Source organism: Micromonospora sp. NPDC005252 (assembly GCF_042872475.1).
Classification (GTDB): domain Bacteria; phylum Actinomycetota; class Actinomycetes; order Mycobacteriales; family Micromonosporaceae; genus Micromonospora.
Window position 1 is genome coordinate 317,233 of the sequence record NZ_JBIAKN010000001.1, and the last position, 26,470, is coordinate 343,702.

At 72.0% G+C, this 26,470-nt stretch carries 32 protein-coding genes; 16 read left to right on the forward strand and 16 right to left on the reverse strand.

What is annotated here, in order from left to right:
• Positions 1–58: 58 nt before the first annotated feature.
• On the forward strand, positions 59–919 hold the full coding sequence (locus tag ACFYPH_RS01485; RefSeq protein WP_387178125.1) for a hypothetical protein: 861 nt from the start codon (positions 59–61) through the stop codon (positions 917–919).
• A gap of 19 nt (positions 920–938) precedes the next feature.
• Here the strand turns inward: ACFYPH_RS01485 and ACFYPH_RS01490 are convergent, their stop codons facing one another.
• From ACFYPH_RS01490 to ACFYPH_RS01500, 3 genes are all read right to left on the reverse strand, one after another.
• On the reverse strand, positions 939–2,993 hold the full coding sequence (locus ACFYPH_RS01490; RefSeq protein WP_387178127.1) for a glycogen debranching N-terminal domain-containing protein: 2,055 nt from the start codon (positions 2,991–2,993) through the stop codon (positions 939–941).
• Positions 2,990–3,370 (reverse strand): hypothetical protein, encoded by a 381-nt coding sequence (locus ACFYPH_RS01495; protein ID WP_354859832.1) that lies wholly within the window; start codon positions 3,368–3,370, stop codon positions 2,990–2,992. Before ACFYPH_RS01495 ends, ACFYPH_RS01490 begins: the two co-directional genes overlap by 4 nt.
• A gap of 82 nt (positions 3,371–3,452) precedes the next feature.
• Positions 3,453–3,827, reverse strand: a complete 375-nt coding sequence (locus ACFYPH_RS01500) for a DsrE family protein (RefSeq protein ID WP_354859829.1) — start codon at positions 3,825–3,827, stop codon at positions 3,453–3,455.
• A gap of 12 nt (positions 3,828–3,839) precedes the next feature.
• Here ACFYPH_RS01500 and mtfM point away from each other — a divergent pair, with 12 nt between their 5' ends.
• Positions 3,840–3,944 (forward strand): small membrane protein MtfM, encoded by a 105-nt coding sequence (gene mtfM, locus ACFYPH_RS01505; RefSeq protein WP_305076120.1) that lies wholly within the window; start codon positions 3,840–3,842, stop codon positions 3,942–3,944.
• 114 nt (positions 3,945–4,058) lie between these two features.
• Positions 4,059–4,649, forward strand: coding sequence for an FABP family protein (locus ACFYPH_RS01510; RefSeq protein ID WP_354859826.1), 591 nt, complete (start codon positions 4,059–4,061; stop codon positions 4,647–4,649).
• Positions 4,650–4,653: 4 nt separating this feature from the next.
• Here ACFYPH_RS01510 and ACFYPH_RS01515 read toward each other — a convergent pair whose 3' ends face one another.
• Positions 4,654–5,532, reverse strand: coding sequence for an aminotransferase class IV (locus ACFYPH_RS01515; protein ID WP_387178129.1), 879 nt, complete (start codon positions 5,530–5,532; stop codon positions 4,654–4,656).
• 68 nt (positions 5,533–5,600) lie between these two features.
• On the opposite strand from ACFYPH_RS01515, the gene ACFYPH_RS01520 reads away from it, so the two are divergent.
• The 4 genes from ACFYPH_RS01520 to ACFYPH_RS01535 all read left to right on the forward strand — a co-directional run bounded on the left by ACFYPH_RS01520 (position 5,601) and on the right by ACFYPH_RS01535 (position 9,043).
• The gene (locus tag ACFYPH_RS01520) at positions 5,601–6,029 is read left to right on the forward strand and encodes a Fur family transcriptional regulator (RefSeq protein WP_355064475.1); all 429 of its coding nucleotides are present in this window, start codon (positions 5,601–5,603) and stop codon (positions 6,027–6,029) included.
• Entirely contained in the window at positions 6,026–7,138 is a 1,113-nt protein-coding gene (locus tag ACFYPH_RS01525) for a folate-binding protein (RefSeq protein ID WP_355064477.1), read from the forward strand. The genes ACFYPH_RS01520 and ACFYPH_RS01525 overlap by 4 nt, the downstream gene beginning before the upstream one ends.
• A gap of 23 nt (positions 7,139–7,161) precedes the next feature.
• On the forward strand, positions 7,162–7,989 hold the full coding sequence (locus ACFYPH_RS01530; RefSeq protein WP_387178131.1) for a 3-keto-5-aminohexanoate cleavage protein: 828 nt from the start codon (positions 7,162–7,164) through the stop codon (positions 7,987–7,989).
• A gap of 94 nt (positions 7,990–8,083) precedes the next feature.
• The gene (locus ACFYPH_RS01535; RefSeq protein WP_387178133.1) at positions 8,084–9,043 is read left to right on the forward strand and encodes an asparaginase; all 960 of its coding nucleotides are present in this window, start codon (positions 8,084–8,086) and stop codon (positions 9,041–9,043) included.
• A 246-nt stretch (positions 9,044–9,289) separates the two neighbouring features.
• Here the strand turns inward: ACFYPH_RS01535 and ACFYPH_RS01540 are convergent, their stop codons facing one another.
• Positions 9,290–10,087: an alpha/beta hydrolase gene (locus tag ACFYPH_RS01540; protein WP_354859810.1), complete on the reverse strand. Its 798-nt coding sequence runs from the start codon at positions 10,085–10,087 to the stop codon at positions 9,290–9,292.
• Between the two features lie 112 nt (positions 10,088–10,199).
• On the opposite strand from ACFYPH_RS01540, the gene ACFYPH_RS01545 reads away from it, so the two are divergent.
• The 6 genes from ACFYPH_RS01545 (at position 10,200) to ACFYPH_RS01570 (ending at position 14,609) form a co-directional block, all read left to right on the forward strand.
• Complete coding sequence (locus ACFYPH_RS01545) at positions 10,200–10,919, forward strand: helix-turn-helix domain-containing protein (protein WP_387178136.1); 720 nt, start codon at positions 10,200–10,202, stop codon at positions 10,917–10,919.
• Positions 10,916–11,629, forward strand: coding sequence for a hypothetical protein (locus ACFYPH_RS01550; RefSeq protein WP_387178139.1), 714 nt, complete (start codon positions 10,916–10,918; stop codon positions 11,627–11,629). The genes ACFYPH_RS01545 and ACFYPH_RS01550 overlap by 4 nt, the downstream gene beginning before the upstream one ends.
• Before the next feature lie 71 nt (positions 11,630–11,700).
• Complete coding sequence (locus tag ACFYPH_RS01555; protein ID WP_234582317.1) at positions 11,701–12,015, forward strand: DUF2516 family protein; 315 nt, start codon at positions 11,701–11,703, stop codon at positions 12,013–12,015.
• A complete protein-coding gene (locus ACFYPH_RS01560; protein ID WP_355064485.1) occupies positions 12,012–12,899 on the forward strand; it encodes an alpha/beta hydrolase in 888 nt (295 codons plus the stop codon). Before ACFYPH_RS01555 ends, ACFYPH_RS01560 begins: the two co-directional genes overlap by 4 nt.
• 11 nt (positions 12,900–12,910) lie before the next feature.
• Positions 12,911–13,648, forward strand: a complete 738-nt coding sequence (locus ACFYPH_RS01565) for an alanyl-tRNA editing protein (RefSeq protein WP_355135601.1) — start codon at positions 12,911–12,913, stop codon at positions 13,646–13,648.
• A gap of 46 nt (positions 13,649–13,694) precedes the next feature.
• Complete coding sequence (locus tag ACFYPH_RS01570) at positions 13,695–14,609, forward strand: SDR family oxidoreductase (RefSeq protein ID WP_354859798.1); 915 nt, start codon at positions 13,695–13,697, stop codon at positions 14,607–14,609.
• Positions 14,610–14,621: 12 nt separating this feature from the next.
• On the opposite strand, the gene ACFYPH_RS01575 is transcribed toward ACFYPH_RS01570, so the two are convergent.
• Positions 14,622–15,638, reverse strand: coding sequence for a helix-turn-helix transcriptional regulator (locus tag ACFYPH_RS01575; RefSeq protein WP_387178144.1), 1,017 nt, complete (start codon positions 15,636–15,638; stop codon positions 14,622–14,624).
• Positions 15,639–15,706: 68 nt separating this feature from the next.
• On the opposite strand from ACFYPH_RS01575, the gene ACFYPH_RS01580 reads away from it, so the two are divergent.
• Together ACFYPH_RS01580 and ACFYPH_RS01585 are read left to right on the forward strand one after the other, a co-directional pair.
• Complete coding sequence (locus ACFYPH_RS01580; protein WP_387178147.1) at positions 15,707–16,498, forward strand: EI24 domain-containing protein; 792 nt, start codon at positions 15,707–15,709, stop codon at positions 16,496–16,498.
• A gap of 1 nt (position 16,499) precedes the next feature.
• On the forward strand, positions 16,500–17,015 hold the full coding sequence (locus tag ACFYPH_RS01585) for an O-acetyl-ADP-ribose deacetylase (protein ID WP_387178150.1): 516 nt from the start codon (positions 16,500–16,502) through the stop codon (positions 17,013–17,015).
• 337 nt (positions 17,016–17,352) lie between these two features.
• Here the strand turns inward: ACFYPH_RS01585 and ACFYPH_RS01590 are convergent, their stop codons facing one another.
• Together ACFYPH_RS01590 and ACFYPH_RS01595 are read right to left on the reverse strand one after the other, a co-directional pair.
• On the reverse strand, positions 17,353–17,541 hold the full coding sequence (locus ACFYPH_RS01590; protein ID WP_354859857.1) for a DUF397 domain-containing protein: 189 nt from the start codon (positions 17,539–17,541) through the stop codon (positions 17,353–17,355).
• On the reverse strand, positions 17,538–18,278 hold the full coding sequence (locus ACFYPH_RS01595) for a DUF5753 domain-containing protein (RefSeq protein WP_387178153.1): 741 nt from the start codon (positions 18,276–18,278) through the stop codon (positions 17,538–17,540). The genes ACFYPH_RS01590 and ACFYPH_RS01595 overlap by 4 nt, the downstream gene beginning before the upstream one ends.
• Here ACFYPH_RS01595 and ACFYPH_RS01600 point away from each other — a divergent pair.
• Entirely contained in the window at positions 18,277–18,405 is a 129-nt protein-coding gene (locus ACFYPH_RS01600; protein WP_387178157.1) for a hypothetical protein, read from the forward strand. The genes ACFYPH_RS01595 and ACFYPH_RS01600 overlap by 2 nt on opposite strands.
• Here ACFYPH_RS01600 and ACFYPH_RS01605 read toward each other — a convergent pair whose 3' ends face one another.
• The 8 genes from ACFYPH_RS01605 to ACFYPH_RS01640 all read right to left on the reverse strand — a co-directional run bounded on the left by ACFYPH_RS01605 (position 18,406) and on the right by ACFYPH_RS01640 (position 26,466).
• Entirely contained in the window at positions 18,406–19,302 is an 897-nt protein-coding gene (locus ACFYPH_RS01605) for a GNAT family N-acetyltransferase (protein ID WP_387178160.1), read from the reverse strand.
• Between the two features lies 1 nt (position 19,303).
• Complete coding sequence (locus ACFYPH_RS01610; RefSeq protein ID WP_355135587.1) at positions 19,304–19,717, reverse strand: RidA family protein; 414 nt, start codon at positions 19,715–19,717, stop codon at positions 19,304–19,306.
• Between the two features lie 151 nt (positions 19,718–19,868).
• A complete protein-coding gene (locus tag ACFYPH_RS01615; RefSeq protein ID WP_354859779.1) occupies positions 19,869–20,876 on the reverse strand; it encodes a LacI family DNA-binding transcriptional regulator in 1,008 nt (335 codons plus the stop codon).
• 20 nt (positions 20,877–20,896) lie between these two features.
• Complete coding sequence (locus ACFYPH_RS01620) at positions 20,897–22,276, reverse strand: GH1 family beta-glucosidase (protein WP_354859778.1); 1,380 nt, start codon at positions 22,274–22,276, stop codon at positions 20,897–20,899.
• Positions 22,273–23,106, reverse strand: coding sequence for a carbohydrate ABC transporter permease (locus ACFYPH_RS01625; protein WP_354859777.1), 834 nt, complete (start codon positions 23,104–23,106; stop codon positions 22,273–22,275). Before ACFYPH_RS01625 ends, ACFYPH_RS01620 begins: the two co-directional genes overlap by 4 nt.
• Positions 23,103–24,095, reverse strand: coding sequence for a sugar ABC transporter permease (locus ACFYPH_RS01630; RefSeq protein WP_354859775.1), 993 nt, complete (start codon positions 24,093–24,095; stop codon positions 23,103–23,105). Before ACFYPH_RS01630 ends, ACFYPH_RS01625 begins: the two co-directional genes overlap by 4 nt.
• Positions 24,096–24,165: 70 nt before the next feature.
• Positions 24,166–25,473, reverse strand: a complete 1,308-nt coding sequence (locus tag ACFYPH_RS01635; protein WP_354854560.1) for an extracellular solute-binding protein — start codon at positions 25,471–25,473, stop codon at positions 24,166–24,168.
• Between the two features lie 183 nt (positions 25,474–25,656).
• A complete protein-coding gene (locus ACFYPH_RS01640; RefSeq protein WP_387178166.1) occupies positions 25,657–26,466 on the reverse strand; it encodes a maleylpyruvate isomerase family mycothiol-dependent enzyme in 810 nt (269 codons plus the stop codon).
• Positions 26,467–26,470 lie beyond the last annotated feature (4 nt).

Here is a 26,470-nt window from a genome sequence, read left to right on the forward strand (position 1 = left end):
ATTCCGGCTGCCGACCGCTGCCTCCGGTACGGCGGACCGCCCGTGACACCATGGCCGAGTGAACGGTGCTGTCCAGACGGGTTGGGCCCCGTCGAGCGATCCCGCCGCGCCGGCACCTGCCCGGCGTGGGCGGCGCTGGCTGCTGGTCGCGACCGTGCTGTGGGCCGTCCTGCTGGCCGGGCTCGCCTGGATGTCGGTCCGCGACGACCCGCCGACGGTGCGCGAACAGCGCTCCCTCGACGAGGCCGCCCCGGTGGCCGACCGGGCGGTCGGTGAGCTGGCCCGCGCCGCCGGGACGGCCGGGCTGCTGGAACTGGGCCCGGTGCGGGTCAACGCCGGCTGCCGCGTCACCCCGTTCTCCGACGGCGCGGCGCTGCGCCGCGAGGTCGGCGTGCTCGCGCCCGCCGGCACCGAGCGCGCCGTGCTGACCGGCATCGCCGACCGGCTGCCGTCCACCTGGCGGGCCGGAGTCGGCCCCGGCCTGGACGGCCCGGAACTGCACGCCGACGCCGGGGACTTCGTCGCCGTCGAGGGACGACCGACCGGGGACGGCCGGCTCCGGTTGACCGTCGACACCGGCTGCCGGCCGCTGGGCGCCGGCTACGACCCGAAGCCGGCCACCGGCGCCGGCCCGGAGGCCACGGCCCTGACGGCTGCCCTGACCGCGCTCGACCGTCCGGCCGACGCCGCGCCGGACCTGGTCACCGCGCCGTGCCCCGGCGGCGCCGTGGCCCGTACCGCACGGTCCGCCGCCGGGCCCGGCTCGGCCACGGCCGGCGCGCTCGCCCCGCTGGCCGCCGGCACCCCACTGCTGGACAACCCCCCGCTGTACGCGTACCGCACCGGCGACGTCACCGTGCTGGCCGAACTCGGCCCGGACACCGCACGGGTGGCCGCCACCGTCGGCTGCCCCGCCTGAGCCGGACGTCGGGCCCGGGTCAGCCGCCCGTCTGGTGATCCTGCGGGCCTCGGCTGCGACCCAACGCGTCCACGCGGCCCCAGCGGCCGGGAATGTCCAGCAGCTCCACCCGGCCCATGCCCGGTGGCACAGCCGGATCGATGATCAGGTGTTCGCCCTGCGGTTCCAGCCCCAGCATGACCCGCAGCAACAGCAGCGGGGTGCCGCTCGACCAGGCCTGCGGGCTGCACGCGGTCGGGTACTCCACCGGGTAGCCGGTGCGGCTGCGGGCGTAGCCGGCGAACGCCTCCGGCAGCCGCCCGTCGAAGTAGCGGGACGCCGCGAGCATCGAGTCGCAGATCAGCCCGGCCTCCTCCCGGTAGCCGTACCGGCCCAGGCCCCAGGCGATGATCGAGTTGTCGAACGGCCACACGGTGCCCACGTGGTAGCCGATCGGGTTGTACCGACCCTCGCCCTCGGCCAGGGTCCGCACCCCCCAGCCCGAGAAGAGCCGCGGACCGAGCAGGTGGTCGACCACCTTGCGGGCCCGGGACTCGTCCACGATCCCGCTCCACAGCAGGTGCCCGATGTTCGACGTGAGCGCGTCCACCTGCCGGCCGTCGGCGTTCAGGGCGAGCGCGTAGTACTCCCGGTCGGCGATCCAGAAGTCGTGGTTGAACCGCTGCTTGAGCGCCGCCGCCTCCCGCTCCAGCCGGTCGGCGTACGCCGGGTCGTTCCAGACCTTCCGGGCCAGCCGGGCGGTCCGGATCTTCGCGTCGTACGCGTAGCCCTGCAACTCGCAGGTGGCCCGGGGGAAGCCGGGCAGCCGGCCGTCGGCGTACGAGATGGCGTCCCAGGAGTCCTTCCAACACTGGTTCTGCAGCCCGGACTCCGGGTTGCGGGTCCGATACCAGAGGTAGCCGGTGCCGAGCAGGTCGCCGTACGTGTCGATCCACTCCAGGGCCGCCCGGATGTTCGGCTCCAGCCGCTTGACCAGCGCGGTGTCGCCGGTCCAGCGCTCGTACTCGTCGATCAGGATGACGAACAGCGGGGTCGAGTCGGCCGACCCGTAGTACGGCGAGTGGGGCTGCTCCTCGAAGCCGGCGGTCTCGCCGTACCGCAGCTCGTGCAGGATCTTGCCGGGCTCCTCGTCCCGGAAGTCGTCCACCCGGTGCCCCTGGAGACCGGCCAGCATGAAGATGGTCGGGGGGATCAGCTCCGGCAGGAACGGCAGCACCTGCAACGAGGTGATGATGCTGTCCCGACCGAACAGGGTCATGAACCACGGCAGCCCGGCGGCGATCAGCCGTACGCCCAGGGCGATCGACTCGTAGCGCAGCGCGGCCAGGTCGTTGAGGCTGCGCCGGTACGCCCCGGCCAGCGGCTCGCAGTCACAGCCGAGCTTCGGCGCCCGGTCGATCAGCTCCTGCTGCTCGGCGCGGATGGCGTCCCCGCTGCGGCTGCCCGCGTACGGCAGGGTGGCCCGGATGTCCTCGCCCCGGGCCCCGTAGACGACGGTGGAGACGTGCAGCCGGGTGGTCCACTCGCTGTTGCTGTCGATCCGGACCCGGAAGGTCATCCCGGAGTTGTCGACCTGCGCCGGAACCGTGGAGCGGACCACGGTCTCCCGGCGGAACGCCTCCCGCCGGTACGTCAACCGCAGCTCGTTGTCGGTCGCCGCGACCGTCGTCCGGCCCACCTTCTCCCGGGCGTGCTTGATCTCGAACAGGTCGGCGAAGTCGCTGCTCATCTCGATCCGGACGGTGAACTCGCCCTCCTCGCCGGAGTGGTTGAGCACGGTCAGCTCCTCGTCGAAGCTGCCCCCGATCTCTCTGCTGCGGATCACCGACCACTTGGCGTCCAGGTAGTGGGTGGGTTCGCCGGGAGCGAGGAAGAACGTCGTCCGGTACGACTGGCTGTCGTCGATCGAGAGTGCGTGCAGCCGCTCGCCGTTGAGGGTGAGCACCCAACTGGACAGGAAACGCGTGTCGAAGGAGAACAACCCGGTCGGGAAGGTGAAGGACGGCTCGATGTCGCCGCGTCGGTCGCTGACCAGGAAGGTGTTGCCGTCCAGGATGCTGACGAGATCGTTCACGTCCGCCGCCCGACTGCCTCCCGGGCCACCTCGCGCGGGTCGCGGGTGCCCGGCGGGTTCGGGAAGAAGCGGCGGAAGGCCAGGAAGAGCACCACGTCACCGCTGAAGGTGCTCTCGTTGCGCAGTACCGCCGCGAGCGCCTGGGCCTCGCCGGTGATCAGCCTGTCGAACAGGGCCGAGCTGCTGAACCAGATGGCGTCGGCCGGACCCCGCTCGCGGCTGGCCTGTACCGCTCCCGGCCGCATCCGGACCAGCCAGTGTTCGGTCCGGTGGCCGGTGCCGAGATCGATCTGCAGGGTCCCCCTGGCCAGGCCGCCAAGGACCGCGGGGGCACGCGTCGGCAGCGATTCGAAGAACCTCTCCGTCGCCTCGGTCACAGTCGAATCGTAGGCAGCTGTCCGAGATGTCGGGTCGGTATCGGGAGTCCGCCCATACCGTCGCCCCGAGGTGTGCCGGTGGTCAGTAGACCAGCGCCTGCGTGCCCTCGGCCAACGCCTCCTCGACGAAGACCGCGGCGCCCGCGATCCGCACACCGGGCAGTACGTCGTCCGGGCCGATCTCCCGCCGGGCCGCGCACTGGGTGCAGGCGGTCACCCGACCACTGGTCAGGATGACGTGCAGCAGCTCGGCCAGCGGCGCGGAGTGCGGTAGCTCGAACTCCTGGGCGCGGCCGGGCAGCGCGAACCAGGTCGACTCCCCGGTCAGCCAGAGCGACACGTCCACGCCGGCCGCGACCGCCGTGGCGGCGACCGTGAAAGCCTGCGCGCACCGCTCCGGGGCGTCCGCCCCAGCGGTGACCTTGACGACGAGAGAGCGGGCCATGAGGCCCAGCATAGGATGGTCACGATGGTTACCGAGATCGGGTTCGTCAGCCTGCTGGTCGCCGGCCTGGGCGGGCTCGCCGGCGGCCTGGTCTACCTGGCAGTAAAGATTTCGAGGGGACGTTGGTGAGCGCGAGGAGTGAGCCGGGCCTGCGAGCCCCGCAGTCGCGAACGAAGGTGGCACGGTGAGCGCGAGGAGTGAGCCGGGCCTGCGAGCCCCGCAGTCGCGAACGAAGGTGGCACGGTGAGCGACGAGAACCCGCTGCAGCCACCGTGGCTGAACGCGCCGCCGGTCGAGGAGTACCCGTTCGAGGAGAGTCACGACCTGCGGGTCGGCCCGAAGCTGCACCCGGCGCTGGACGGCCTGCTGCCGTACATCGGTCTGTGGCGCGGCCGGGGCAAGGGTGGCTTCCCCACCATCGAGGACTTCGACTACGCGCAGGAGATCCGGATCAGCCACGACGGCCGGCCGTTCCTGCACTACGAGTCGCGCGCCTGGATCCTCGACGAGCAGAGCAGGCCCGTCCGCCCGGCCGGGCGTGAGGTCGGCTGGTGGCGACCGGTGCTGGTGGACGGTCGGGCAACCGACGAGCTGGAGGCCCTGCTCACGACCCCCACCGGGGTGATGGAGCTGCACCTCGGCAAGCGCACCGGCACCCAGGTCGAGTTCGCCACCGACGCGGTGGTCCGGACGGCGACCGCCAAGGAGGTCACCGGCGGGCACCGGCTTTTCGGCATCGTCGAGGGGGCGCTGCTCTACGCCCAGGAGATGGCGGCGATGGGTCACCCACTCAGCGCGCACCTCTCCGCCCGGCTCGTCCGGGTCGGCGGCTGACGCTTCAGTCGACGGGGAAACCCAGCAGCGACTGCAGGGCGGGGGTGCGCGGGCAACGGTCCCGGCGCACCCCGTCCAGCGTGTGGACCTCGGTGAGCCCGCGCACCGACGAGGCGAACCACACCCCGTCGGCGTCGTGCAGCTCGGCCGGGGTGACCATCCGTTCGGAGGCGCTCAGGCCCAGCTCGCCGGCGTGGGCGAGCAGCCAGGCGACGGTCGTGCCGGGCAGGATGCCGGTGGTGGCGGCCGGCACCGTGCGGAGCGTGTCGCCGGTGAGCCACACCACGTTGGCCGTGGGCCCCTCCAGGGCGTACCCGTCGGAGGAGATCCATAGCACGTCGTCCACCCCGTTGGCGCGGGCCCAGCGGCGGGCGGCGCTGTTGACCGCGTACGAGGTGGACTTGATCCCGGTGGGCAGCCAGGTCAACTCGGCGCGGGCGGTGGCGGGCACCCCGAGCGGCAGGTTCGCGACGCTGATCCCGTCCCGTCGCGCCATCCGCGCCGCCGCCGGCACCTCGCTCAGCGTGGCGTAGACCGTCGGTGCGCCGGCCTGCGGGCCCCGGGTGCAGACCAGCCGCAACGCCCCCTCGACCCGCGCCGGCCAGCCGGCGCACACCGTGTCGAGCAGGTCGGTCAACGCGGCGGCGTCGGGCACGGCCAGCTCGATGGCGGCGGCCGACGCGGCCAGCCGGGCCAGGTGCTCGTCGCGCAGCCACGGCCGGCCCTGGCGCAGGTGCATGCTCTCGAAGAGCCCGTCGCCGTGCAGGACGCCACGGTCGTCGCCGCGTACCACCGGCTCCGTGGCCGGGACCGGGCCCTGCCCGAGCACGGCGATCCGCGCGGTCGGGCCGACCGGAACCTGCCCGGTGAAGGACGTCGCCATGAGGGTCGAGGGTAGCGACGGGCGTCGCACGGCGGAGGTAGCCACGGCCGCCGAACTATGATCGGACGGTGTCCGAATCCTCCCTCGCGGAAATGCTCCGGGCCCGTGGGCTGCGGCTGACGGCCCAGCGGCAGCTCGTCCTCCAGGCGGTGCTCGATCTGGGCCACGCCACACCGGAGCAGGTGCACACCGCCGTCCGGGAGGTCGCCGCCGGCGTCAACATCACCACCATCTACCGCACGCTGGAGCTGCTGGAACGGCTCGGCCTGGTGACCCACACCCACCTCTCGCACGGTTCGCCGACCTACCACGCGGCGGGTGAGCACCAACACGTCCACCTGGTCTGCCGGGAGTGCGGCGCGATCGACGAGATCGATCCGGAGCTGCTCCGCCCGCTCGCCGAGCAGTTGGCCGCGCAGCGGGGTTTCCGGGTGGACATCGGGCACGTGTCACTCTTCGGCGTCTGCGACCGCTGCGAGAACGGGGATCAAACATGATCGACATCGCGGGCGCGGTGGCCGTCGAGAGCATCGACGAGGCCAGCCGTGACCAGCCGGACCCGGCGCACGTCGCGGTCGGGGTGCGGGGGGTGGCCGCGCACTACGGCGATCCGCTGCGCGAGCAGCGCGTCCTGGACACCGAGGTCGGCCTGGTCGACCGGTCACACCGGGGGATCATCGCGGTGCCCGGCGAGGAGCGGGCCGGCTGGCTGCACACGATCACCTCGCAGCACCTGAGCACGCTGGCCGCCGGCGAGGGCACCGAGTTGCTGGTGCTCTCGCCGCACGGGCACGTCGAGCAGCACGCCCTGGTCGCCGAGGACGGCGAGACGACCTGGCTGGACACCGAGCCGGGGGCGACCGACGGTCTGCTGGCGTACCTGGAGAAGATGCGGTTCTTCAGCAGGGTCGACCCCCGCGACGCCACCGCCGAGCGGGCGCTGCTGTCGCTGGTCGGGCCGGCGGCGCCGGAGGCCCTGGGCACGCTCGGCGTGACCGGGCTGGCCGCGCCGGACCTGGTGCCGGTGCCGGGCCCGAAGTTCGCCGCCGGGGCCGTGCCGCCCCGAGCGGGCATCCGGTACGACGTCCGACCGCTGCCGATCGGCGGGTGGGCGCGTCGCGGCCTGCTCGGGGTGGACCTGCTGGTGCCCCGCTCGGCGATGGAGCAGGTGGTCGCCGAGCTGCGCGGCGCGGGCGTGCCGGTCGCCGGCCTCTGGGCGTACGAGGCGATCCGGGTCGCCGCCCGGCAGCCCCGGGTCGGGGTGGACACCGATCACCGGACCATCCCGGCCGAGGTGGACCTCATCGGCCCGGCGGTGCACCTGGACAAGGGCTGCTACCGGGGTCAGGAGACGGTGGCCCGCGTACACAACATGGGTCGGCCGCCGCGCCGCCTGGTGCTGCTGCACCTGGACGGGGTGACCACCGACCAGCCGCCGACCGCCGGTACGCCGGTCACCCTCGACGGCCGGGCGGTGGGCTTCGTGGGCACCGCCGTGCTGCACCACGAGCTGGGTCAGGTCGCTCTCGCCGTCCTGAAGCGGAACGTCCCGGACGACGCCGCGCTGATGATCGGCGAGACCGCGGCGGCGATCGACCCGTCCTGACCGGGGCGTCTAGGATCGCCGGCATGACGACAGGGACGTTGATCACGGTGGCCCCGACGGGCGCGGAGTCGGCCAAGGCGGAGGTGCCGGCGCTGCCGGTGACCCTGGACGAGCTGCTGCTCACCGCCAAGGAGTGCGAGGCGCTCGGCGCCGCCGTGATCCACGTTCACATCCGCGACGACGAGGCGCGGCCGACCCTCGACCCGGCCCGGCTGGCCGAGACGGTGGCGGCACTGCGGGAGAGCACCGACCTGATCGTGCAGCTCTCCTCCGGCGGCGCGGTGACCGACCCGGAGGCGTCCCGGCTCGCCGTGCTCGACGCGGGTCCGGACATGGCCTCCTGCACCATGGGCACGGTCAACTTCGGCGACGACGTCTTCCTCAACCGCTGGGAGTTCATCGTCGACCTGCACACCCGGATGCAGGAGCGCGGCATCGTGCCGGAGTACGAGATCTTCGACCTCGGCCACCTGTCCGCGTTGCAGCGGCTGCTCGGCAAGTACGGCCTGCCGGCGGGCGGTCACGTGCACGTCGACTTCGTGATGGGGGTGCCGGGCGGCATGCCGGGCACCACCGAGACGCTTGTCGCCGCCCACCGGATGCTGGCGGACCTGCCCGCGGGCACCACCTTCTCGGCCACTGGCATCGGCCGCAGCACGATCCCGGTCATGCTCGCCTCGCTGTCCACCGGCGGGCACCTGCGGGTCGGCATGGAGGACACGGTGACGTACGCCAAGGGCCGCCCGGTCGAGTCCAACATGCAGTTGGTCGCCCGCGCGGTCGGCTTCGCCCAACTCGCCCAGCGACCGCCGCTGACTACCACCGAGGCCCGCGCGCTGCTCGGGCTGTAAGGCCGGACACCTTCCGCGCCCCTGTCACCCGGGCGGTGGACCACCTGGTCACCCCGCCGACGGACAGCCTCGGCCCCTCGGTACCGTCCAGCACGTGGGAAAGACGTACGAGGGCGGCGTGCCGCTCGCCGAGGTGGTCCGGTCCGGGTTCGTGGAGGGCGCGCACCGCGGCTCGGTGGTGGTGCTGGACGCCGCCGGGGTGCCGCTGGCGACCGCCGGGGACGTGACCGCGCCGATCTTCCCGCGCTCGGCCAGCAAGCCGATGCAGGCGATCGGGATGCTCCGCGCCGGCCTGACGCTTACCGATCCGGCCGACCTGGCGTTGGTCTCGGCGAGCCACGCGGGGGAGGACTTCCACCTGGCCCGGGTCGGCGCGCTCCTCGACCGGGCCGGGCTGGACGCCTCGGCACTGCACTGCCCGCCCGACCTGCCGGTGGGTGCGGCGGCCCGGGAGGCGGTGCTGCGGGCCGGGGGCGGGCCGAGCCGGGTGCAGATGAACTGCTCCGGCAAGCACAGCGGAATGCTGCTGACCTGCGAGGCCGCCGGGTGGCCGCGGGACGGCTACTGGCGGCCGGAGCACCCGTTGCAGCAGGGGTTGCGAGCCGCCATCGAGGAGTTCACCGGCGAGCAGGCGGCGGCGGTGGGGGTGGACGGCTGCGGTGCCCCGGTGCTGGCGGTGTCGCTGACCGGCCTGGCCGGGGCGTACCTCCGGCTGGTCGGCGCCGAGCCGGGCTCGGCGCCGCGCACGGTGGCCGACGCGATGCGGGCGCACCCGGAGATCGTCGGTGGCACCCAGGCCGACGACACCCGGCTGATGCGCGGTGTCCCGGGCCTGCTGGCCAAGGTCGGCGCCGAGGGCGTGTTCGCGGTGGGGCTGCCGGGCGTCGGCGCGGTGGCTCTGAAGATCGACGATGGAGCCGACCGGGCCCGGATGCTGGTGCTGGTCTCCGCGCTGCGCCGGCTCGGTGTGGACGCGCCGGTGCTGGCCGAGTACGCCGAGGTGCCGCTCTTCGGCGGTGGCGTTCCGGTCGGGGCGGTCCGCCCGCTCTGGTGACGCCACCGGTCCACCGGTCGGCGGTCCGGCTGCCCGGCACGGCGGCCAACGCCTGATCGAGCGCTATACCTCACAGGAATGAATATGACTCTGAGGTATAGCGCTCGTCGTGGCGTCAGCCCCGTCGTTGGCGGCGGGTCTGCTGGCGGCCGGGGGTGCGGGGCCGTCGGCGGCCCCTTGGCGTCGCTGGCCGAGGGGCGGTCAGGGCTGTGCGCGCCGCGCGGTCAGGGCTGCGCGCGCCGCCGGTCAGCTCAGGAAATCGAGCAGGGCGGCGTTGACGGGCTCCGGACGCTCCAGCGGCAACAGGTGTGCGGCATCCGGCACATCCGGCAGCCGTACCGCGCCGGGGACCTCGGCGGCGATCCGGTCGGCGAGGCGGCTGATGTCCGGTACGTCGGCGGCGCCGGCGGTGACCAGGACGGGCACCCGCAGCTCGCTGAGGCGGCCGATCGCCGGAGGCGTCAGCTCGCCCACCTCCACCGCGCCGAGCGCGAGCTCGGCGGCCAGGGCGCGCTGGTCCATCTCCTGCGCGAACGCCAGCAGTTCAGGGTCGACGTCGGCCGGCTGGCGGCCGGGCCCGACCACCCAGAACCGCACCTCGCCGGCCGCCCCGGCGACGAAGTCGTCCGGGTCGACCTCGCCGACCAGGTCGTCCCAGAGGTCGTTGGCCTCGTCGGACCACTCGTTGCCGGAGAGCGCCGTGTCGAAGAGGGCGAGCGCGCTCACCCGGTCCGGGTGCGCGAGCGCGGTGTCGACGGCGACCGATCCACCGAAGGAGCAGCCGACCAGCGCGGCCCGGGGCAGGTCGAGGGCGTCCAGCAGGCCGGCCACGTCGTCGTGGTGCGCGAACGGCGTCGGGGGCAGCTCGGAGTCGCCGTACCCGCGTAGGTCCGGGACGATCACCCGGTGCCGGGCGGCGAGCGCGGGCACGACGCCCCGCCACATCCGCCGGTCCGCGATGCCGGCGTGCAGCAGCACGACGGGCGAACCGCTGCCGACCTCGTCGTACGCGAGAGATGCTCCGTTGACTGTGATCTTGTGCACCAACGGACCGTACGGATCCGGCGAGCGGCGCGCAAACGTGATGCTGAGACCTTGCTAACTTTGGCAAGCATTTCGCTTGCAAGAGCTAGCAGGCGGCATTAGCGTCGTGTCCATGGCCACACCCAAGGACCTTCCCGACGTCGGCGGGTTCATCCGCGATCTGCGGCGCAACGCCAAGATCTCGCTGCGTCAGCTCGCCGAGCAGGCGGGGGTCAGCAACCCGTACCTCAGCCAGATCGAGCGCGGGCTGCGCAAGCCCAGCGCCGAGGTGCTCCAGCAACTGGCCAGCGCGCTGCGGGTCTCGACCCCGGCGATGTACCTGCGGGCCGGGCTGCTCGACGACAAGGAGGGCCACGGGGTGCTCGCCGCCATCGCGGTGGACCCCGACCTCACGATGGCCCAGAAGCAGTCGCTCAGCCAGATCTACGAGACGTTCCGCCGGGAGAACGCCCGGCTCGCCGAGGCCCAGGCCGCCGCCGAAGGCCCGGCCGCCGAGAGCCCGGCCGCCGAAGGTTCGGCCGCCGCGGGCCCGGCCAGCGGGAACCCGGATGTCGCCGGCAGCGGCGGAGTGACCGGGGCGACCATCCCGACCGACGTCGCCGACGAGCCGGCCGACGTGGCCAACCTGGCCGCCACCGGCCCCACCACCGCGGGCGGCACCCCGACCGAGGCCGTGCTCGAGTCGGTCGCCGTCACCGAGGCGGGCACCGCCCCCGCCCCGGGCAGCAGCACCAGCACCCCCGAGAAGAGCAGCACCAGCACCCCCGAGAAGAAGGCCGCCGGACTGGCGGTCCGCAAGGCCGCCGAGGCGGCCGAGGAGGAGACGTCATGACCGAGCCGAAGACCAACCGCATCCCCGCCCCGATCTACGCCGCCGCCGGTGCCGCCGAGTTGGCCCTCGAGCAGTTGCGCAAGCTGCCCGCGGCCGTCGGTCTCCACGGCACCCGGGTCGTCGCCGACCTCGGCGGCCGGGCCGTGCTGACCGGTTTCGAGCTGCGCCAGAAGGCCACCGAGACGCTGCGTACCGCCAACGAGACCGCCGAGACCCTGCGCGGTCGCGCGCAGGCCGAGCTGGACCTGGCCAAGCTGCGCGAGGCGGCTGACCTGACCAAGCTCCGCGAGGCGGCCGACCTGACCAAGCTCCGCGAGGTCGCCGACATCGACAAGTTGCGGACCGCCGCGACCCGCAACGCCGCCGTGGTGATCGCCGGTGCCCAGGCCGCGCAGGAGCGGGCGTACGCCGCGTACGGCGCGCTGGTGGCCCGTGGTGAGCGGGTCGTCGGCGCCGGTGTGCTGGAGGCCGCCGAGACGGTCAACGCCGACATCGAGGCCACCCAGGCCGCGCCCGCGCCGGCTGCCACCGCCCCGGCTGTGACCCCGGCCCCGGCCGAGGTGCCGAGCCCGGTCGAGGTGGCCGAGATCGCCGAGGCCAAGCCGGCCGCCGTCAAGAAGGCCGCCCGGGCGAAGGCCGCGAAGCCGGCCGAGACCCCGTCGGCCAAGCTGCCCCGGGCCACCAAGCGGACCCGCCCGGCGGCCGAGTAGTTCGTCCTGTCGGCGATCCCGACGGCGTCCTTGACGGACGTAGTCGGGGTCGCCGACATAAACTTGCCGGCATGGCCACCGCCGCGCCGATCTTCGCGTTCGAAGTCCGTTACGTGATCGAGCTGATCCTGCTCGTCTTCGCGTTGATCATCCAGGGTGTCGCGTTGGTGCATGCCATCACGCAGCGCTCCGACGCCTTCTCCGCCATCGGGACGCTGCCCAAGGGTGGCTGGATCGCCATCCTGGCGGTCTGCCTCGTGCTGATCCTGCTCAGCCGCGGTCCGATCAGCCTCTTCGGACTGATCGGCATCGCCGCCGCGCTGATCTATCTGCTCGACGTCCGGGTCGGTCTCCGCGACCTCAGTGACGGCAAAGGGTTCTGGTGAGAGGTTTTCGCTGGCCGCCTCCGCCCGACAGCGGCCCCCGCACCTGGGGGCCGGGTCCGGGCGGGCCGCGTACCGGCCGGCCGGCTCTGCCGGAGCCGGAGACGGAGCTGGTCGCCACCCCGCACGGCGTGCAGCTGGAGCGCCTGGTCACCGGCGTCGGTGACCCGGTCACCGTGTTCGCGCACGGGCTGGGCAACGGGATCGCCACCACACGCCCGTTCGGCAGCGGGGTGGCCGGTCGTCGGCTGTTCTTCCAGTTCCGGGGTCACGGTCGCTCCGAGGCGCCGGCCGGCCCGTGGACCTACCTCGACCTGGCCCGCGATCTGCGGGCCATCGCGGATCTGGGCGGCGCCAGCCGGGCGTTCGGGGCGAGCCTCGGCGCGGGCGCACTGTGCCGCCTGCTGGCCGAGAGCCCGGAGCGCTTCGAGAAACTGGTGTTCTTCCTGCCGGCGGTCCTCGACCAGCCCCGCGGTCCGGTCGCCCGGGACCGCATCACCGCCCTGCTGGAGGCCGTCGAGAGCGGCGAGGCGTCGGCGGTCGCCGACGTCGTCGCGCTGGAGCTGCCGGCGGCGGTCCGCAACACGCCGGCCGGCTGGGCGTACCTGCGGCAGCGGCTCGACCAGCTGCTCCGCGACGGTCTGGCCGACGGCCTGGCCACGCTTCCGGAGCAGGCGCCGCTGCAGGACGCGACCGCCCTGGCGGCGGTCACCGCGCCGGCCCTGGTGATCGGCTGCGCGGGCGACGACCTGCACCCGGTCGAGGTCGCCGAGCAGCTCGCCGCCGCGCTGCCCCAGGCCACCCTGCACGTGTACGACCGACCGGGGGTGCTCTGGACGGAACGCGCCGACCTGCGGGAGCGGATCTCCGGCTTCCTCAACGGGTAACGTGGCCTGTCATGGGCGTCACACAGCATGGCCGGACGCACCGGCTGGATCTCGCCGACCCGACCTTGCGTGAGTGGACCTGCACGGTCCTGCACGCCGACCCGGAGCAGGGCATCGTCCTGGACCGCTCGGCGTTCTACCCGGGCGGCGGCGGCCAACCGCCGGATCACGGCGTGCTGCTCTGGCAGGGCGTGCAGACCCGGATCGTCGGCACCCGCAAGGGCGACGACCCGTACCTGATCCCCGCCGAGGGTGACCCGCTGCCGCCGGTCGGCACCGAGGTTGTCGGCGCGGTGGAGGACGAGCGCCGCACCCGTCTGATGCGTACCCACTCCGGGCTGCACGTGCTCTGCGGTGTGGTGTTCCGCGACTTCGGCGCGCTCGTCACCGGCAACTCGATGGAGCCGGGCGAGGCCCGGATGGACTTCAACCTCCCCGAGGTTCCGCCGGACTTCAAGAGTCGCATCGAGGAGCTGGTCAACGCCGAGGTGGCCGCCGACCGCGCGGTCGCCACCCGGGTGCTGCCGCGCACCGAGGCGCTGGCCCTTCCGGACATCATCCGTACCCAGTCCAACCTCATCCCGCCGGACGAGCAGGAGGTCCGGATCGTCGACATCGTCGGACTGGACGTGCAGGCCGACGGCGGCACCCATGTCGCGTCCACCGCCCAGATCGGCAAGGTGCAGGTGGTCAAGGTGGAGAGCAAGGGTCGGGCCAACCGCCGGGTCCGCGTCCGGTTGGTGGACTGACAAATTCGGACGGCGGCTGTCAGGTATCGCTGGCAGCCTCGCAGGCATGACACAACCGCTCGCAGGAAAGATCGCGCTCGTCGCCGGTGCCACGCGGGGCGCCGGTCGACAGATCGCGGTCCAGTTGGGTGCCGCCGGCGCCACCGTGTACGCCACCGGTCGCAGCAGCCGCGCCGGCCGTTCGGAGATGGACCGGCCGGAGACCATCGAGGAGACCGCCGAGCTGGTCACCGCGGCCGGCGGCACCGGCGTCGCCGTGCAGGTCGACCACCTGGTGCCCGAACAGGTCCGCGACCTGGTCGCCCGGATCGACGCCGAGCAGGGCCGACTCGACGTGCTGGTCAACGACATCTGGGGCGGCGACCCCCTGGTGACCTGGGACAAGCCGGTCTGGGAGCAGCCGCTGGAGGCGGGTTTCCGCACCCTGCGGCTGGCCGTCGACACGCACATCATCACCAGCCACTTCGCCCTGCCGCTGCTGATCCGTCAGCCCGGTGGCCTGGTCGTGGAGATCGGCGACGGCACCAAGGCGTACAACGACGAGAACTACCGCCTCTCGGTCTTCTACGACCTGGCCAAGGTCTCGGTCAACCGGCTCGCCTTCACCCAGGCGCACGAGCTGAAGCCGCACGGCGGCACGGCGGTCGCGCTCACCCCCGGCTGGCTCCGCTCCGAGGCCATGCTGGAGCACTTCGGCGTCACCGAGGAGAACTGGCGCGACGGGGCCGCCACCGACCCGCACTTCCTCATCTCGGAGACGCCGGCCTTCGTCGGCCGCGCGGTGGCCGCGCTCGCCGCCGACGAGGAGAAGGCCCGCTGGAACGGCCAGTCCGTCGACGCGGGCACGCTGTCGAAGGTGTACGGCTTCACCGACGTCGACGGCAGCCAGCCGGAGGCCATCCGGTACATCACCGAGGTGGTCGGCGCCGGCAAGCCGGCCGACGTCACCGGCTACCGCTGACTCGCTGAAGGGTCACCTGCGGGCCCGCTGATCTGTGGGCCGGTGTCGCGGCACGGCCGGGCCGTCGTAGCGTGCGGCGGCCCGGCGTGCCGCGCCCGCCATTTCCGCGCGCAGCTCCGGCGGGTCGAGCGCCTCCACCTCCGGGCCCAGCGCCAGCAACTGGGCGTACGCGACGCCGACCGACTCGACGGGCAGCCGGGCCACCACCCAGCCCTGCTCGTCGGGCTCGCCCACGGAGGCGACCACCTCGTCGTACACGTAAGGGGCATCGACCAGGCGTCGGAGCTGACGCAGGCCGGCGGGGCTGAGCCGGACGGTCACCTCGGCCCGCAGCATGGTCCGCAGGAATTCCCCGGCCTGCTCCCGCCAGTGCCCGGCCAGGTCGAAGCCCTCGTTGCGCTCGAAGTGCTCCTCGCCCACCTCGACCCCGGTCACGCGGTCCACCCGGTAGGTGCGGACATCCTCGCCGACCCGGCCGACGAGATACCAGACGCCGCTCTTGAGCACCAGGCCGTACGGCTGGACTCGGCGGGTCACCTCCTTCTCGCCGCGTCGGTAGCGCAGATCCACCACCCGGTCGCTCCAGACCGCCCGCGCCAGCTCGGCCAGCCACGGTGGTGGCGGCGTCTCCCGGAACCAGCCCGGCACGTCCAGGTGGAACCGCTGCCCGGTACGGGCCGGCGCGTCGCGCAGGGCGGGTGGCAGCGCGGCGAGCACCTTCAGCTCGGCGGACGCGACCGCGTCGGCGAGCCCCATGTCACCGGCGGGCCCCGGTAGCCCAGCGAGGAAGAGCGCCTCCGCCTCGTCCCGGGTCAGACCGGTCAGCCGGGTGCGGTAGCCGCCGAGCAGGCGGTAACCGCCGGCCCGACCCCGGTCGGCGTAGACCGGCACGCCCGCTGCGGAGAGCGCCAGGACGTCCCGGTAGACGGTCCGCTCGGAAATCTCCAGCTCCCGTGCCAGCTCGCCCGCCGTCATCGATCCGCGCGACTGCAACAGCAGCAGCAGTGAGATCAGTCGGGACGCGCGCACCCGCCCATCCTGCCTCGTGCCGCTCGCCGTCCGGCGAATTCGATCACCTGTCGTTAGGCTGCTCGATCGTGGACGTCAGCAGAATCGCCAGCCCGGTGACCGGGGTCGTCGGACGCTTCCTCCTCGGGGTCAGGCTGCTCCTGCGCGGACTGGGCATGTACGTCCGCAGCCCGAAGCTCATGCTGCTCGGTCTGGTGCCGGCGCTGATCTCCGGCGGGCTCTTCGTGGTCGCGATCGCCACCCTCGTGTACTTCGTGGACGACCTCGCCGCCCTGGTCACCCCGTTCGCCGACGACTGGTCGAGCACCGGCCGCAGCCTGGTCCGGGTGATCGCCGGGCTGGCCTTCATCGGGCTCGGTGGCCTGCTCGCGGTAGTCAGCTTCACCGCGGTCACCCTGGTCATCGGTGACCCGTTCTACGAGAAGATCTCCGAGATGGTGGAGGAGCGGCTCGGCGGCACCCCGGACGCCGTGGACGTGCCGTTCTGGTCGTCACTGCGCCGCAGCCTCGCCGACTCGGTACGCCTGGTGGCCCTCACGGCGCTGGTCGGCATCCCGCTCTTCTTCGCCGGTTTCATTCCGGTGGTCGGCCAGACGGTCGTGCCGGTGATCGGGGCGGCGGTGGGTGGCTGGTTCCTCGCCGTCGAGCTGGTCGGAGCGCCGTTCTACCGACGTGGCATGCGGTTGCCGCAACGCCGGACGATCCTCAAGGCGGACCGGCCCATGGCGCTCGGCTTCGGGGTGGCGGTCTTCCTCTGCTTCCTCATTCCGCTCGGCGCGGTGCTGGTCATGCCGGCCGCGGTCGCCGGTGCCACCCTGCTGGCCCGCCGCTCGTTGGGCCAGTCGATCGAGGAGAGCTGACATGGAGATCACCCTGGTCGAGGGGGACATCACCGCCCAGCGGGTGGATGCCATCGTCAACGCCGCGAACTCGTCACTGCTCGGCGGCGGCGGAGTCGACGGTGCCATCCACCGACGCGGCGGGCCAGCCATCCTGGCCGAGTGCCGGGCGCTGCGGGCGTCCCGGTACGGCAGGGGCCTGCCCACCGGCCAGGCGGTGGCAACCACCGCCGGGGAACTGCCCGCCCGTTGGGTGATCCACACCGTCGGCCCGGTCTGGTCGGCCGACGAGGACCGCTCGGCGCTGCTGCGCGACTGCTACGCCAACAGCCTGCGCGTGGCAGACGAGTTGGGCGCGACGACGGTCGCGTTTCCGCTGATCTCCGCCGGCATCTACGGCTGGCCGGTCGACGACGCGGTCCGCCAGGCGCTGTCGGTGCTTCGCTCAGCCAGGCCGGCGACGGTCACCGAGGCACGCCTGGTGCTCTTCGGCGCGGATACGTACGCGACGGCACGCGAAGTCTTCGACGTCGCGTAGGGCGCGCGCTCCCTCCTTGATCACGTGATGCTGACCAGTTGTCAGAAGCGGGTTCGAACTGGTCACCATCAAGTGATCAAGGATTCGAAGTGCGACGCGCTCGCGCGGCGCTGCCGCGCCCGCCGGTCCCGGCCGGCCCGTCGGCCCTCGCCGGCCCGTCGGCCCCGGCCGGCCCCGGGGACCCGCCGGCCCCGCGGGTCCGGCCGCAGATCTTGGACAGTTTCCGTTAGCAGCCAACGGAAACTGTCCAAGATCTCGTCGTATCGGTGCGCCATCGCCGGCAGTGGGCATACCGAAAGACCCCCGGTCTACCCGAGGGTCTTGTTGATGTGGCTGCTCAGAGGGCGGCGGTCTTCACCATGTCGACGAAGCCCCGCCAGGTGTGACGGTCGAACCGGAGCGTGCCGCCATCGCGATCCTTCGAGTCGCGGACCGCGACGACGCCCGGCAGGTTGTCCGCGACCTCGACGCAGTCGCCGCCGTTAGAGCTGCTTCGGGTGCTGGTACGCCATTCGGCGCCGGTCAGGTCAGCCATGTTCGTGCCTTCAAGAAGTCGATGGTGTGGCGCCGTGGAAGAGCCACTGATCGCAGCGTATCCCAGATGGCCCAGAGCGGGGCTGTCTCGTTGGTCAGTCGGCCGGCTGCCTGGTCGTCCAGGTATCCCACGTCGCCATCCTCGGTGGTAGCAATGACGAACGGCCCGGCCTGCCCGGCGTGCATGCCCGCGTCAAGCGGTAACACATGAAGGAAGGTGTTAGGCCGCTGCGCCATTTCGATCAGGTGGTCTAGCTGGGGATGCATGATGTCGGGCTCCCCACGGCGCAACGCGCATTCGTCGATGACTGCGATGAAGAGCGGGGGCTTACGCCGGTTAAGGACCGCCGCCTGTCGGCGGAGTCGCGTTTCGACGTAACCCGCAACCTCGTCCGCGTCCAGCAACCCGCTACTGAGGACTAGCGACGCGTACTCCGGTGTCTGTAGCAGACCGGGAATCACAGAAACCTGAAACGCGCGGAGGGCGGTCGCCTGAAGCTCTGTCTCGACCCACGGCCGCAGCCACGCCGGCTCACGGCGCTTTAAAACGTCCGGCCAAATGTCCCCCACATCAAGCCCTAGGACGCTCGCCGCTGCCGCTCGGCGGCGGTGTCGGCCCGGGCTGCCGCACTGGCGCTGTACCCGCTGCGGCGCCCACTGGCCGTGTTCAGCCGCGCGGTTGTCGCTGCTGTCCCGCTGGCATGGCGACCGGGTCGGGATGCTGCTCATGTTGACCACGCTCGCGTGGGAGGCGTTCGCCGACGCGCTGAAGCTCGGCTTGCGCCCGGACCCCGCGGTGTACGTCGCGCGGTTCCTGAAGTGGACGCGCCCGCGCAGCGACAATCGAGCTGACTGATCAGGTCAGGTCGGCCAGGCAGGCCCACAGGGTCGCCACCGGTCGGTAGCCCAGCCGGGCGTTGATCGCCAGCATCGGCGCGTTGGACTCGTCGTTCGAGGTGTACGCGACCCGTACGCCGGCTTCGGCGGCCCGGTGCAGCGCCGCCGTCTTGGCCAGTCGGGCGAGCCCTCGACCCCGGTACGTCGGGACGGAACAGGTGTAGTCCGACCACATCCGCTCCCCGTCCCGCTTGACCAGGCTGAACGCGGCCACCTCGCCGTCGACCTCGGCGGCGGTGCTGGCGGTCTTGTCCAGTCCGAGGTTGTCCCACACGTCGTACTGCCAGCTCTCGAAGGTGACCGCGTCGACGGGTACGTCACCGGGTTCGTCGACGGCTGCGGCGACGTTCGCCTCGTAGAGCAGGTGCGGGTCCAGCTCGGCGATCGGCCGCAGTCGTACACCCGGAGGCGGCTCGGGCAGCGCGGGCGGCGGGGTCAGGTCCAGCGCCGAGTAGCGCACCTCGCGGCTGGGCGTGAAACCGTGCCGGCGGGCGAAGGGCAGCGAGTCCGCTGCGGCCATGGTGCGTACGCGGCGGACCCCGAGAGGGCGGAGGTGGTCGGTCGCGGCGTTCAACAGCGCCGTCCCGATTCCCCTGCGGCGGTGCTCGGGGTGCACGTGCAGCATGCTGACGTCGCCGAAACCCTGCACCGATGTCGAGGTGTTGGGCTCGGCGGACGTCCAGCCGACCACCTGGCCGTCGACCTCGGCCACGAACGCGGTCCAGCCGTCGATCGGCGGTGGTTCGGCGATCATCTTGCGGGTCGACTCGACCCCACGCACCAGGTACGGGTGGACGTTTGCCCGCAGGGCCACCACGCCCGGGGCGTCGTCGGGCTGCGCCACACGGATGCGCATCTCAGGCCCCCGTCCGTACGGCGGCGACGGCCTCGACCTCGACGAGCTGGTCGGTGTAGCCGAGCACGGCCACACCCAGCAGGGTGCTGGGCGGATCGTGGTCGCCGAAGAAGTCCCGGACCACCTCCCAGACGGTCACCAGGTCGGCCTGCCGCGACGATGCCACGTACACGGTGGTCTTGACGACGTCGGTGAGCCGCGCGTCGGCCGCGCCGAGGGCGGTCTCCATGTTCGCCAGCACCTGCCGGGCCTGCGCGGCATGGTCACCCGGCGCGACGGTGCGGCCCTCGGCGTCCAGCGGGCACGCCCCGGCGGTGAACACCAGGCGGGCGGGCGGCTCGACGGTGGCCGCGTACGCGTACTCGGCGACGTCGGAGAGAGCGGGCACGTGCAGCAACGCGACAGGATCCGGCATGCCGGCGAGGCTAACGACGATCGCGCACGGTGGCGACGCATTAACGCGCCGGGCAGCAACTTCAGGGTTGTTGCTGCCTCCCGACGCCGGGAAGCAGCAACAACACCGAAGTTGTGCGGATCTTGAAAGCGGATCTTGAGAGCGAGACGGGTCAGGCCGACGCGCGGATGATCAGCTCGGTATCGAGCATGACGGCCGGTTCGATCGCTTCGCCGGCCGCCAGCCGGAGCAGTTGCCGGGTCATCCGTCGGCCGAGTTCCACGATCGGTTGCCGGACGGTGGTCAGCGGCGGCTCGGTGTAGGCGGCGGTTTCGATGTCGTCGAAGCCGATCACCGCGACGTCCTCCGGCACCCGCCGGCCGGCGGCGCGCAGTGTGCGCAGGGCGGCGTGTGCCATCAGGTCGGAGGCGGCGAACACCCCGTCCAGGTCGGGATGGTCGGCGAGCAGGCGGTCCATCGCCGCCGCACCGGACTCCCGGGTGAAGTCGCCGACGGCGATCAGTTCGGGCAGCCCGGCGGCGGCCACCGTCTCCCGGTAGCCGATCAGCCGTTCGATCCCGGCAACCATGTCCTGCGGGCCGGCGATGGTGGCGATCCGCCGGCGACCACCGTCGATCATGTGTCGGACGGCGGCGGTGACCCCGCCGACGTGGTCCACGTCGACGTACGGCACGGGTACGTCGCCGAGCGGCCGGCCGCTGACCACCACGGGGATGCCGAGCCGGGCCAGCGTGCCGGGCAGCGGATCGGCGCCGTGCAGCGAGGCGAAGAGGACTCCGTCGACGTGGCGACCGGTGGTGTACCGCTCGACCCGCTGGTGCCCGGCCGGTGAGCCGGCCAGCATCAGGACCAGTTGCTTGTCGGCGGCCTCCAACTCCTGACTGACGCCCCGGATGATGCCGGGGAAGACCTGGTCGTCGGAGAAGACCCGGGTGGCCGCCTCCGGCATGACCAGGGCGATCGAGTCGGTCCGCTGGGTGACCAGACTGCGGGCGGCCAGGTTGGGCACGTACCCCAGCTCGGCGACCGCCCGGTTGACGGCCTCCCGGATGGGTTCGGCGACGGTGGTGGAGCCGTTGACGACCCGGGAGACGGTGGCCCGGGACACCCCGGCCCGTGCCGCCACCGCCTCGAGCGTCGGCCGCTGTGCCGTGGTCATCGCGACTCTCCCCCCGCTCGTCACAGCCCGTTCCGGGAGATCACCTCCTGGTACCACCGGGCGCTGGCCTTCGGTGTGCGCCGCTGGGTCAGGTAGTCGACGTGCACGATCCCGAACCGCTTGCGGTAACCCTCCGACCACTCGAAGTTGTCCAGGAATGACCATACGAGATACCCGCGCAGATCCACGCCCCGGGAGATCGCCTCGTGCGCCGCCCGCAGGTGCCCGTCGAGGTAGGCGATCCGGTCGTTGTCGATCACCTGTCCCGGCCCGGCCGGCGAGTCGGTGCCCGCCTTGTCGGGGAACGCCGCGCCGTTCTCGGTGATCAGCAGCGGCACACCGGGATAGTCGGTGGCGATCCGCTCCAACAACCGGGTCAGCCCGGACGGCTCGATCATCCAGCCCATGTCGGTGAGCGGCCCGGCCGGCGGCAGGAAGTGCACCGCGCCCTCGGTGCCCGGGTAGGCGCCGTCGCCGTCGCCGTCGGGGCGGCCGGCGACGTAGGTGGGCGCGTAGTAGTTGATGCCGAGCAGGTCGATCGGGGCGGCGATCAGCTTCTCGTCGCCGTCGCGGATGAACGTCGGCTCGACGATGCGGGCCACGTGCTCGCGTACGTCGTCGGGATAGCCCCCGGCCAGCAGCGGGTCGAGGAAGATCCGGTTGTGCAGGCCGTCGACCAGGCGGACGGCGGCGGCGTCGGCCGCGCTCTGCGGGTCCGCCGGCCGTACATCGGCCGGGTTGACGGTGATGCCGACGCTGCGCGCGCCGGCCGCCCGCAGCGCCCGCGCCGCCAGGCCGTGCCCGAGCAGCAGATGGTGTACGGCGGTGAAGGCCGCGGCGCCGTCCTGCTCGCCCGGCGCGTGCACCCCGTTGCCGTAACCGAGGTACGCCGAGCACCACGGCTCGTTGAGCGTGGTCCAGACGTCGATCCGGTCGCCGAGGCGGGCGTACACGGCGGTGGCGTACGTGGCGAAGTGCTCGGCGGTGTCCCGGTTGGTCCAGCCGCCCCGGTCTTCCAGGCTCTGCGGCAGGTCCCAGTGATAGAGGGTGACGATCGGGTCGATGCCCCGGGCGAGCAGGGTGTCGGTGAGCCGGTCGTAGAAGTCCAGCCCGCGCGGGTTGACCGGGCCGCTGCCGTCGGGCTGGATCCGGGGCCAGGCGACCGAGAACCGGTACGCCCGCAGGCCCAGCTCGGCCATCAGCGCCACGTCGTCGGCGTACCGGTGGTAGTGGTCGCAGGCGACGTCGCCGGTGTGGCCCTGGTACACCTTGCCTGGCGTACGGCAGAAGGTGTCCCAGATGGACGGGCCGCGACCGTCGTCGCGGGCCGCGCCCTCGATCTGGTACGCGGCGGTGGCCGCACCCCAGAGGAAGTGCTCGGGAAACCGGAGTTCATTCACGCTTTGACCGCACCTTCCATGATCCCGCCGATGATCTGGCGGCCGAACAGCACGAAGACCAGCAGCAGGGGGAGCGTCGCGATGGCCGTCCCGGTGAACACCTGCGACATGTCCTGGTAATACCCGTCGGACAGCGCTCGCAGGGAGAGCTGAACGGTCGGGTTCGCCGGGTCGTTCAGCACAGCGTACGGCCACAGGAAGTCGTTCCAGGTGGTCATGAACGTGAGCAGGCCGAGCACGGCCGCGGCCGGGCGCAGCGCCGGCAGCACCACGTGCCACCAGATCCGCGGGGTGCCGCAGCCGTCCATCCGGGCGGCCTCGATGAGCTCGTCGCTGATGGCCTGGCCGGCGTACTGCCGCATCATGAACACCCCGAAGCCGGTGACCAGCACCGGGACGATCACCGCGGGCAGCCGGTCGTTCCACTGCAACTTGGTCATGAGCAGATAGAGCGGGATCACGCCGAGCTGCGTCGGCACCATCATCGTCGCGATGATCACCAACAGCAGCGCGTTGCGCCCCCGGAAGCGCAGCTTCGCGAAGGCGAACCCGGCCAGGCTGGAGAAGAACACCACCGAGACGGTCACCGTGGTGGCCACGATCACCGAGTTGATCAGACCGGTGAGGAAGTACGCGTCGGTGTTGTCGAACAGGCGGGCGATGTTCGCGCCCAGGTTGCCGCCCGGTGTGACCGGGGGTGGCAGTTGGCCCATCGCGTCGTTGCTGCGACTGGCGACGACGAACATCCACCAGATCGGGAAGATCGACAGAACGGCGGCGAACATCAGGGCCAGGTAGGTGAGCGGGCTCGCCCGCCAGAGGCGGCTCATCGGGTTGCTCCTTTGCGAGGGCCGGCCCCGCCGCCGAGTCGGCGCAGGATCAGCACGTTGACCGCCGCGACGATCGCGATGAGCGCGAAGAGGAGCCACGCCACCGCCGAGCCGTAACCGAAGTTGTAGTGCGGCGCGAAGGCGTTCTCGAACATGTACATGGTCAGGGTCTGCGACTCGCGCAGCGGCCCGCCGCGGATCGGGTTGGTGCCGGAGTTGAACATCCGGGGCTCGGTGAAGAGTTGCAGGCCGCCGATGGTGGCGATGATCGTGCAGAAGATGATCGTCGGTTTGAGCAGCGGCACGGTGACCGACCAGAACTGCCGGGCGCGGTTGGCGCCGTCGATCGCCGCCGCCTCGTACAGGTCGCGGGGGATGGCCTGCATCGCGGCCAGGAGGATCAGCGCGTTGTAGCCGGTCCACCGCCAGTCGACCATGGCGGAGATGGCCACCCAGGAGGCGACCCGGTTGGACTTCCACTCGATCGCGTCCATCCCGACCAGGTCGAGCAGCCAGTTGATCATGCCGAACTCGCGGCCGAAGAGCACCCCGAAGACGATCGCCACGGCGGCGGTGGAGGTGACGTTGGGGACGAGCACCGCCATCCGCCAGCCCGTACGCGCCCGCAGCCCTCGATTCAGGAGGTTGGCCAGCCAGAGCGCGGCGAGCAGCTGCGGCACCGTGGAGATGACGAAGATGCCCATCGTGTTGACCAGCGCGTGCCAGAAGTCGGCGTCGGCGAGCAGCCGGGTGTAGTTCTCCGCGCCGACGAACGGGTGGTCGGTGCCGAGCAGGTCCCAGTCGTGCAGCGAGACCCAGAAGGTGTACGCCAGCGGATACGCCCCGAAGACTCCGAAGATCAGGAAGAACGGGGCGATGAAGAGGTACGGCGAGAAGCGGGTGTCGAGCCGGCTGAGCCGACCCGACGATCGGCGTTGGTGCCCGGCTGCCGGTGCGACCGGCGGTCGGGCGTCGAGCTGGACGGTCATGCCCGGGGACTCCTTTCCGTCGTGCGGGCGGGACTCCGGGTCCCGGAGCCCGCCCGCACGCTGGCTCGGGCTACTTGGCGGCGGCCTTCTTCGCGTTGGTCACCGCGTCCGTCCAGCCCTGCGTGGGGCTGCGCTGGCCCAGCTCCACGGTCCGTACGGCGTTCTCCACCTCGGTGCGGACGGCCTGGTTCTTGGGGCCCATGTAGACCGGCTTCAGGCTCTTCGCGCCGGTGCCGAAGATCGCTCCGACGGGCGCCCCGGAGAAGTACGCGTTGGTCGAGCCGGCGATCGCCGGGTCGTCGAGCGCCTGCGGCGAGGAGGGCAGCGGACCCTTGGCCTTGAAGGCGCCGATCTGGCCCTTGGCGCTGGTCAGGAACTTCGCCAGCTCGATGGCCTCGGCCTGGTGCTTGCTCTGCTTCGGCACGGCGAGGTGCGACCCGCCCCAGTTTCCGCCGTTGCCGGGCACCCGGGCGATGTCCCACTTGCCCTTGGCAGCCGGGCCGGAGTTCTGCTCGATGACACCGGTCATCCAGGCGGGGCAGGCGATGGTGGCGAACTTCGACTGCTTGAAGGCCGACACCCACTCCTCGGACCAGGAGCCGTACTTGCCGGAGAGGCCCGAGTCGATGATGTCCATGGTGGTGTCCCAGGCCTGCCGTACCGCGGGGTTGCTGTCGGCCACGACGTTGCCGTTGGTGTCGTAGTAGCTGTAGCCGGTGGTGTTGCCGGCGGTCTGCAGCAGGATCGTGTTGAACGTGTTGGTGGCCGCGTCGAGGAAGGACGCCCCGGTCTTGGCCGCGACGAACTTCTCACCGGTGGCGATGTAGTCCTGCCAGGTCGGCCAGAGCTTCGACACGGCGTCCCGTTCGGTGGGCAGGCCCGCCTTTTCGAAGAGGTCCTTGCGGTAGCACATGGCGATGCCGCCGACGTCGGTGCCGAGGCCGATGAGCTGCTTGCCGTCGGGGGTCAGGCCGGCGTTCCACTTCCACTCCAGGAAGTTGCCCTTGAGGTCGGCGGCGCCGTGGTCCAGCAGGTTGACGAAGTTGCCGGGGTTGGCCTTGTACTCGACCAGCAGGCCCTCCTCGATGGCCACGATGTCGCCGGCGCCCCGGCCGGCGGCGAGCCACTGGGTCAGCTTCGGCGAGTACTCGTCGAGGTTGCTGCCGGTGCCCCGCTCGACGATCTTCACGCCGGGGTGTGCGGCCATGTACTCCTGGTAGAGCTGGTCGTAGCCGAACTGACCGAAGACGTCGACGGTCAGCGTGATCGGCCCGTCCGCCTCGGCGTCGTCACCGCCGCCGCAGCCGGCGGTGACGAGCAGGGCGGTCGTGGCGGCGAGGGCCACCGCGGCGAGGCGGCGGCGCGGAAAGACAGCCATCGGATATGGACCTCTCTCAAGGTGGTCAGGTGGTGGCAGGAGGCCAAGAGAGCGCTCTCACGTCAGGGTGGTGGCTTCCCCGGGCAGTGTCAAGAGAGCGCTCTCTTGAATCTGTCCATCGATACGCGACGAGGGCGCCACCCCTGCCGGAGTGACGCCCTCGTCGCGGGTCTGGCCCTGGAATCAGCCGGTACGCAGGCCGTCGAGCAGCGCGCGGTCGCCCGTGACGTCGAGGGTCTCGAAGCTCACCCGCCCCCAGAGCGCCAGCAGCAGATCGCTCGCGGTGCCGCTGACCTGCGCGCGGGCGTGGTGATCGTCGTGGTCGAAGATGGTCGCCGTGTCGAGCAGCGCCACCCCCTCGCCGCGCAGCCGCAGATACCACTCCTGATCCGCGTCCGTCGCCGCGAGCTGCACCACCCCGTGCCAGTCGCCCTTGACCTGCCGCCGGCCGGCCGGCAACCAGGTGTCCAGCACCTCGCTCACCCCGTCGGCGGCGAGCTTGGCCTCGACCGGTTCACCGGCGGCGATGGCGAGCTGGGCGTCCCAGCGGTGCACCGCCGTCTCGTGTGCCATCCGGCGCGGCCAGAAGCCGGCCTTCTTCGGCTGCGGTGCCCAGTTCCACGCCGGCGCCTCCGGGTCGAGCCCGTCGAAGAGGGTCATCAGCTGGTCGTACCCCTGCTGCCAGAGCTCGAGCGCGCTCAGGCCCGAGGGTGCCGCGGACGCGTCCCGGCGGGCCGGCACCTCCGTCCGCCCCGACCCGGCGAACGAATAAACCCAGTGGTAGATGCCCGCGAGGTGCAGGGTGAGATCATTGACTGTCCAGCCCGGACAGGACAGCACGGGTGTCTCCGGCGGCGCCTCGGCGACCGCCGCGGCGAACGCCGGGCCCTCGGCCCGCAGCGCCCCAATCCAGAAGTCCTTGCTGCCCTGCAGTCTGCTCATCGCCATCCTCCCGGGGGTGCCGGGCCACCAGTAGGTGCCACGGCTGCCCATCAGC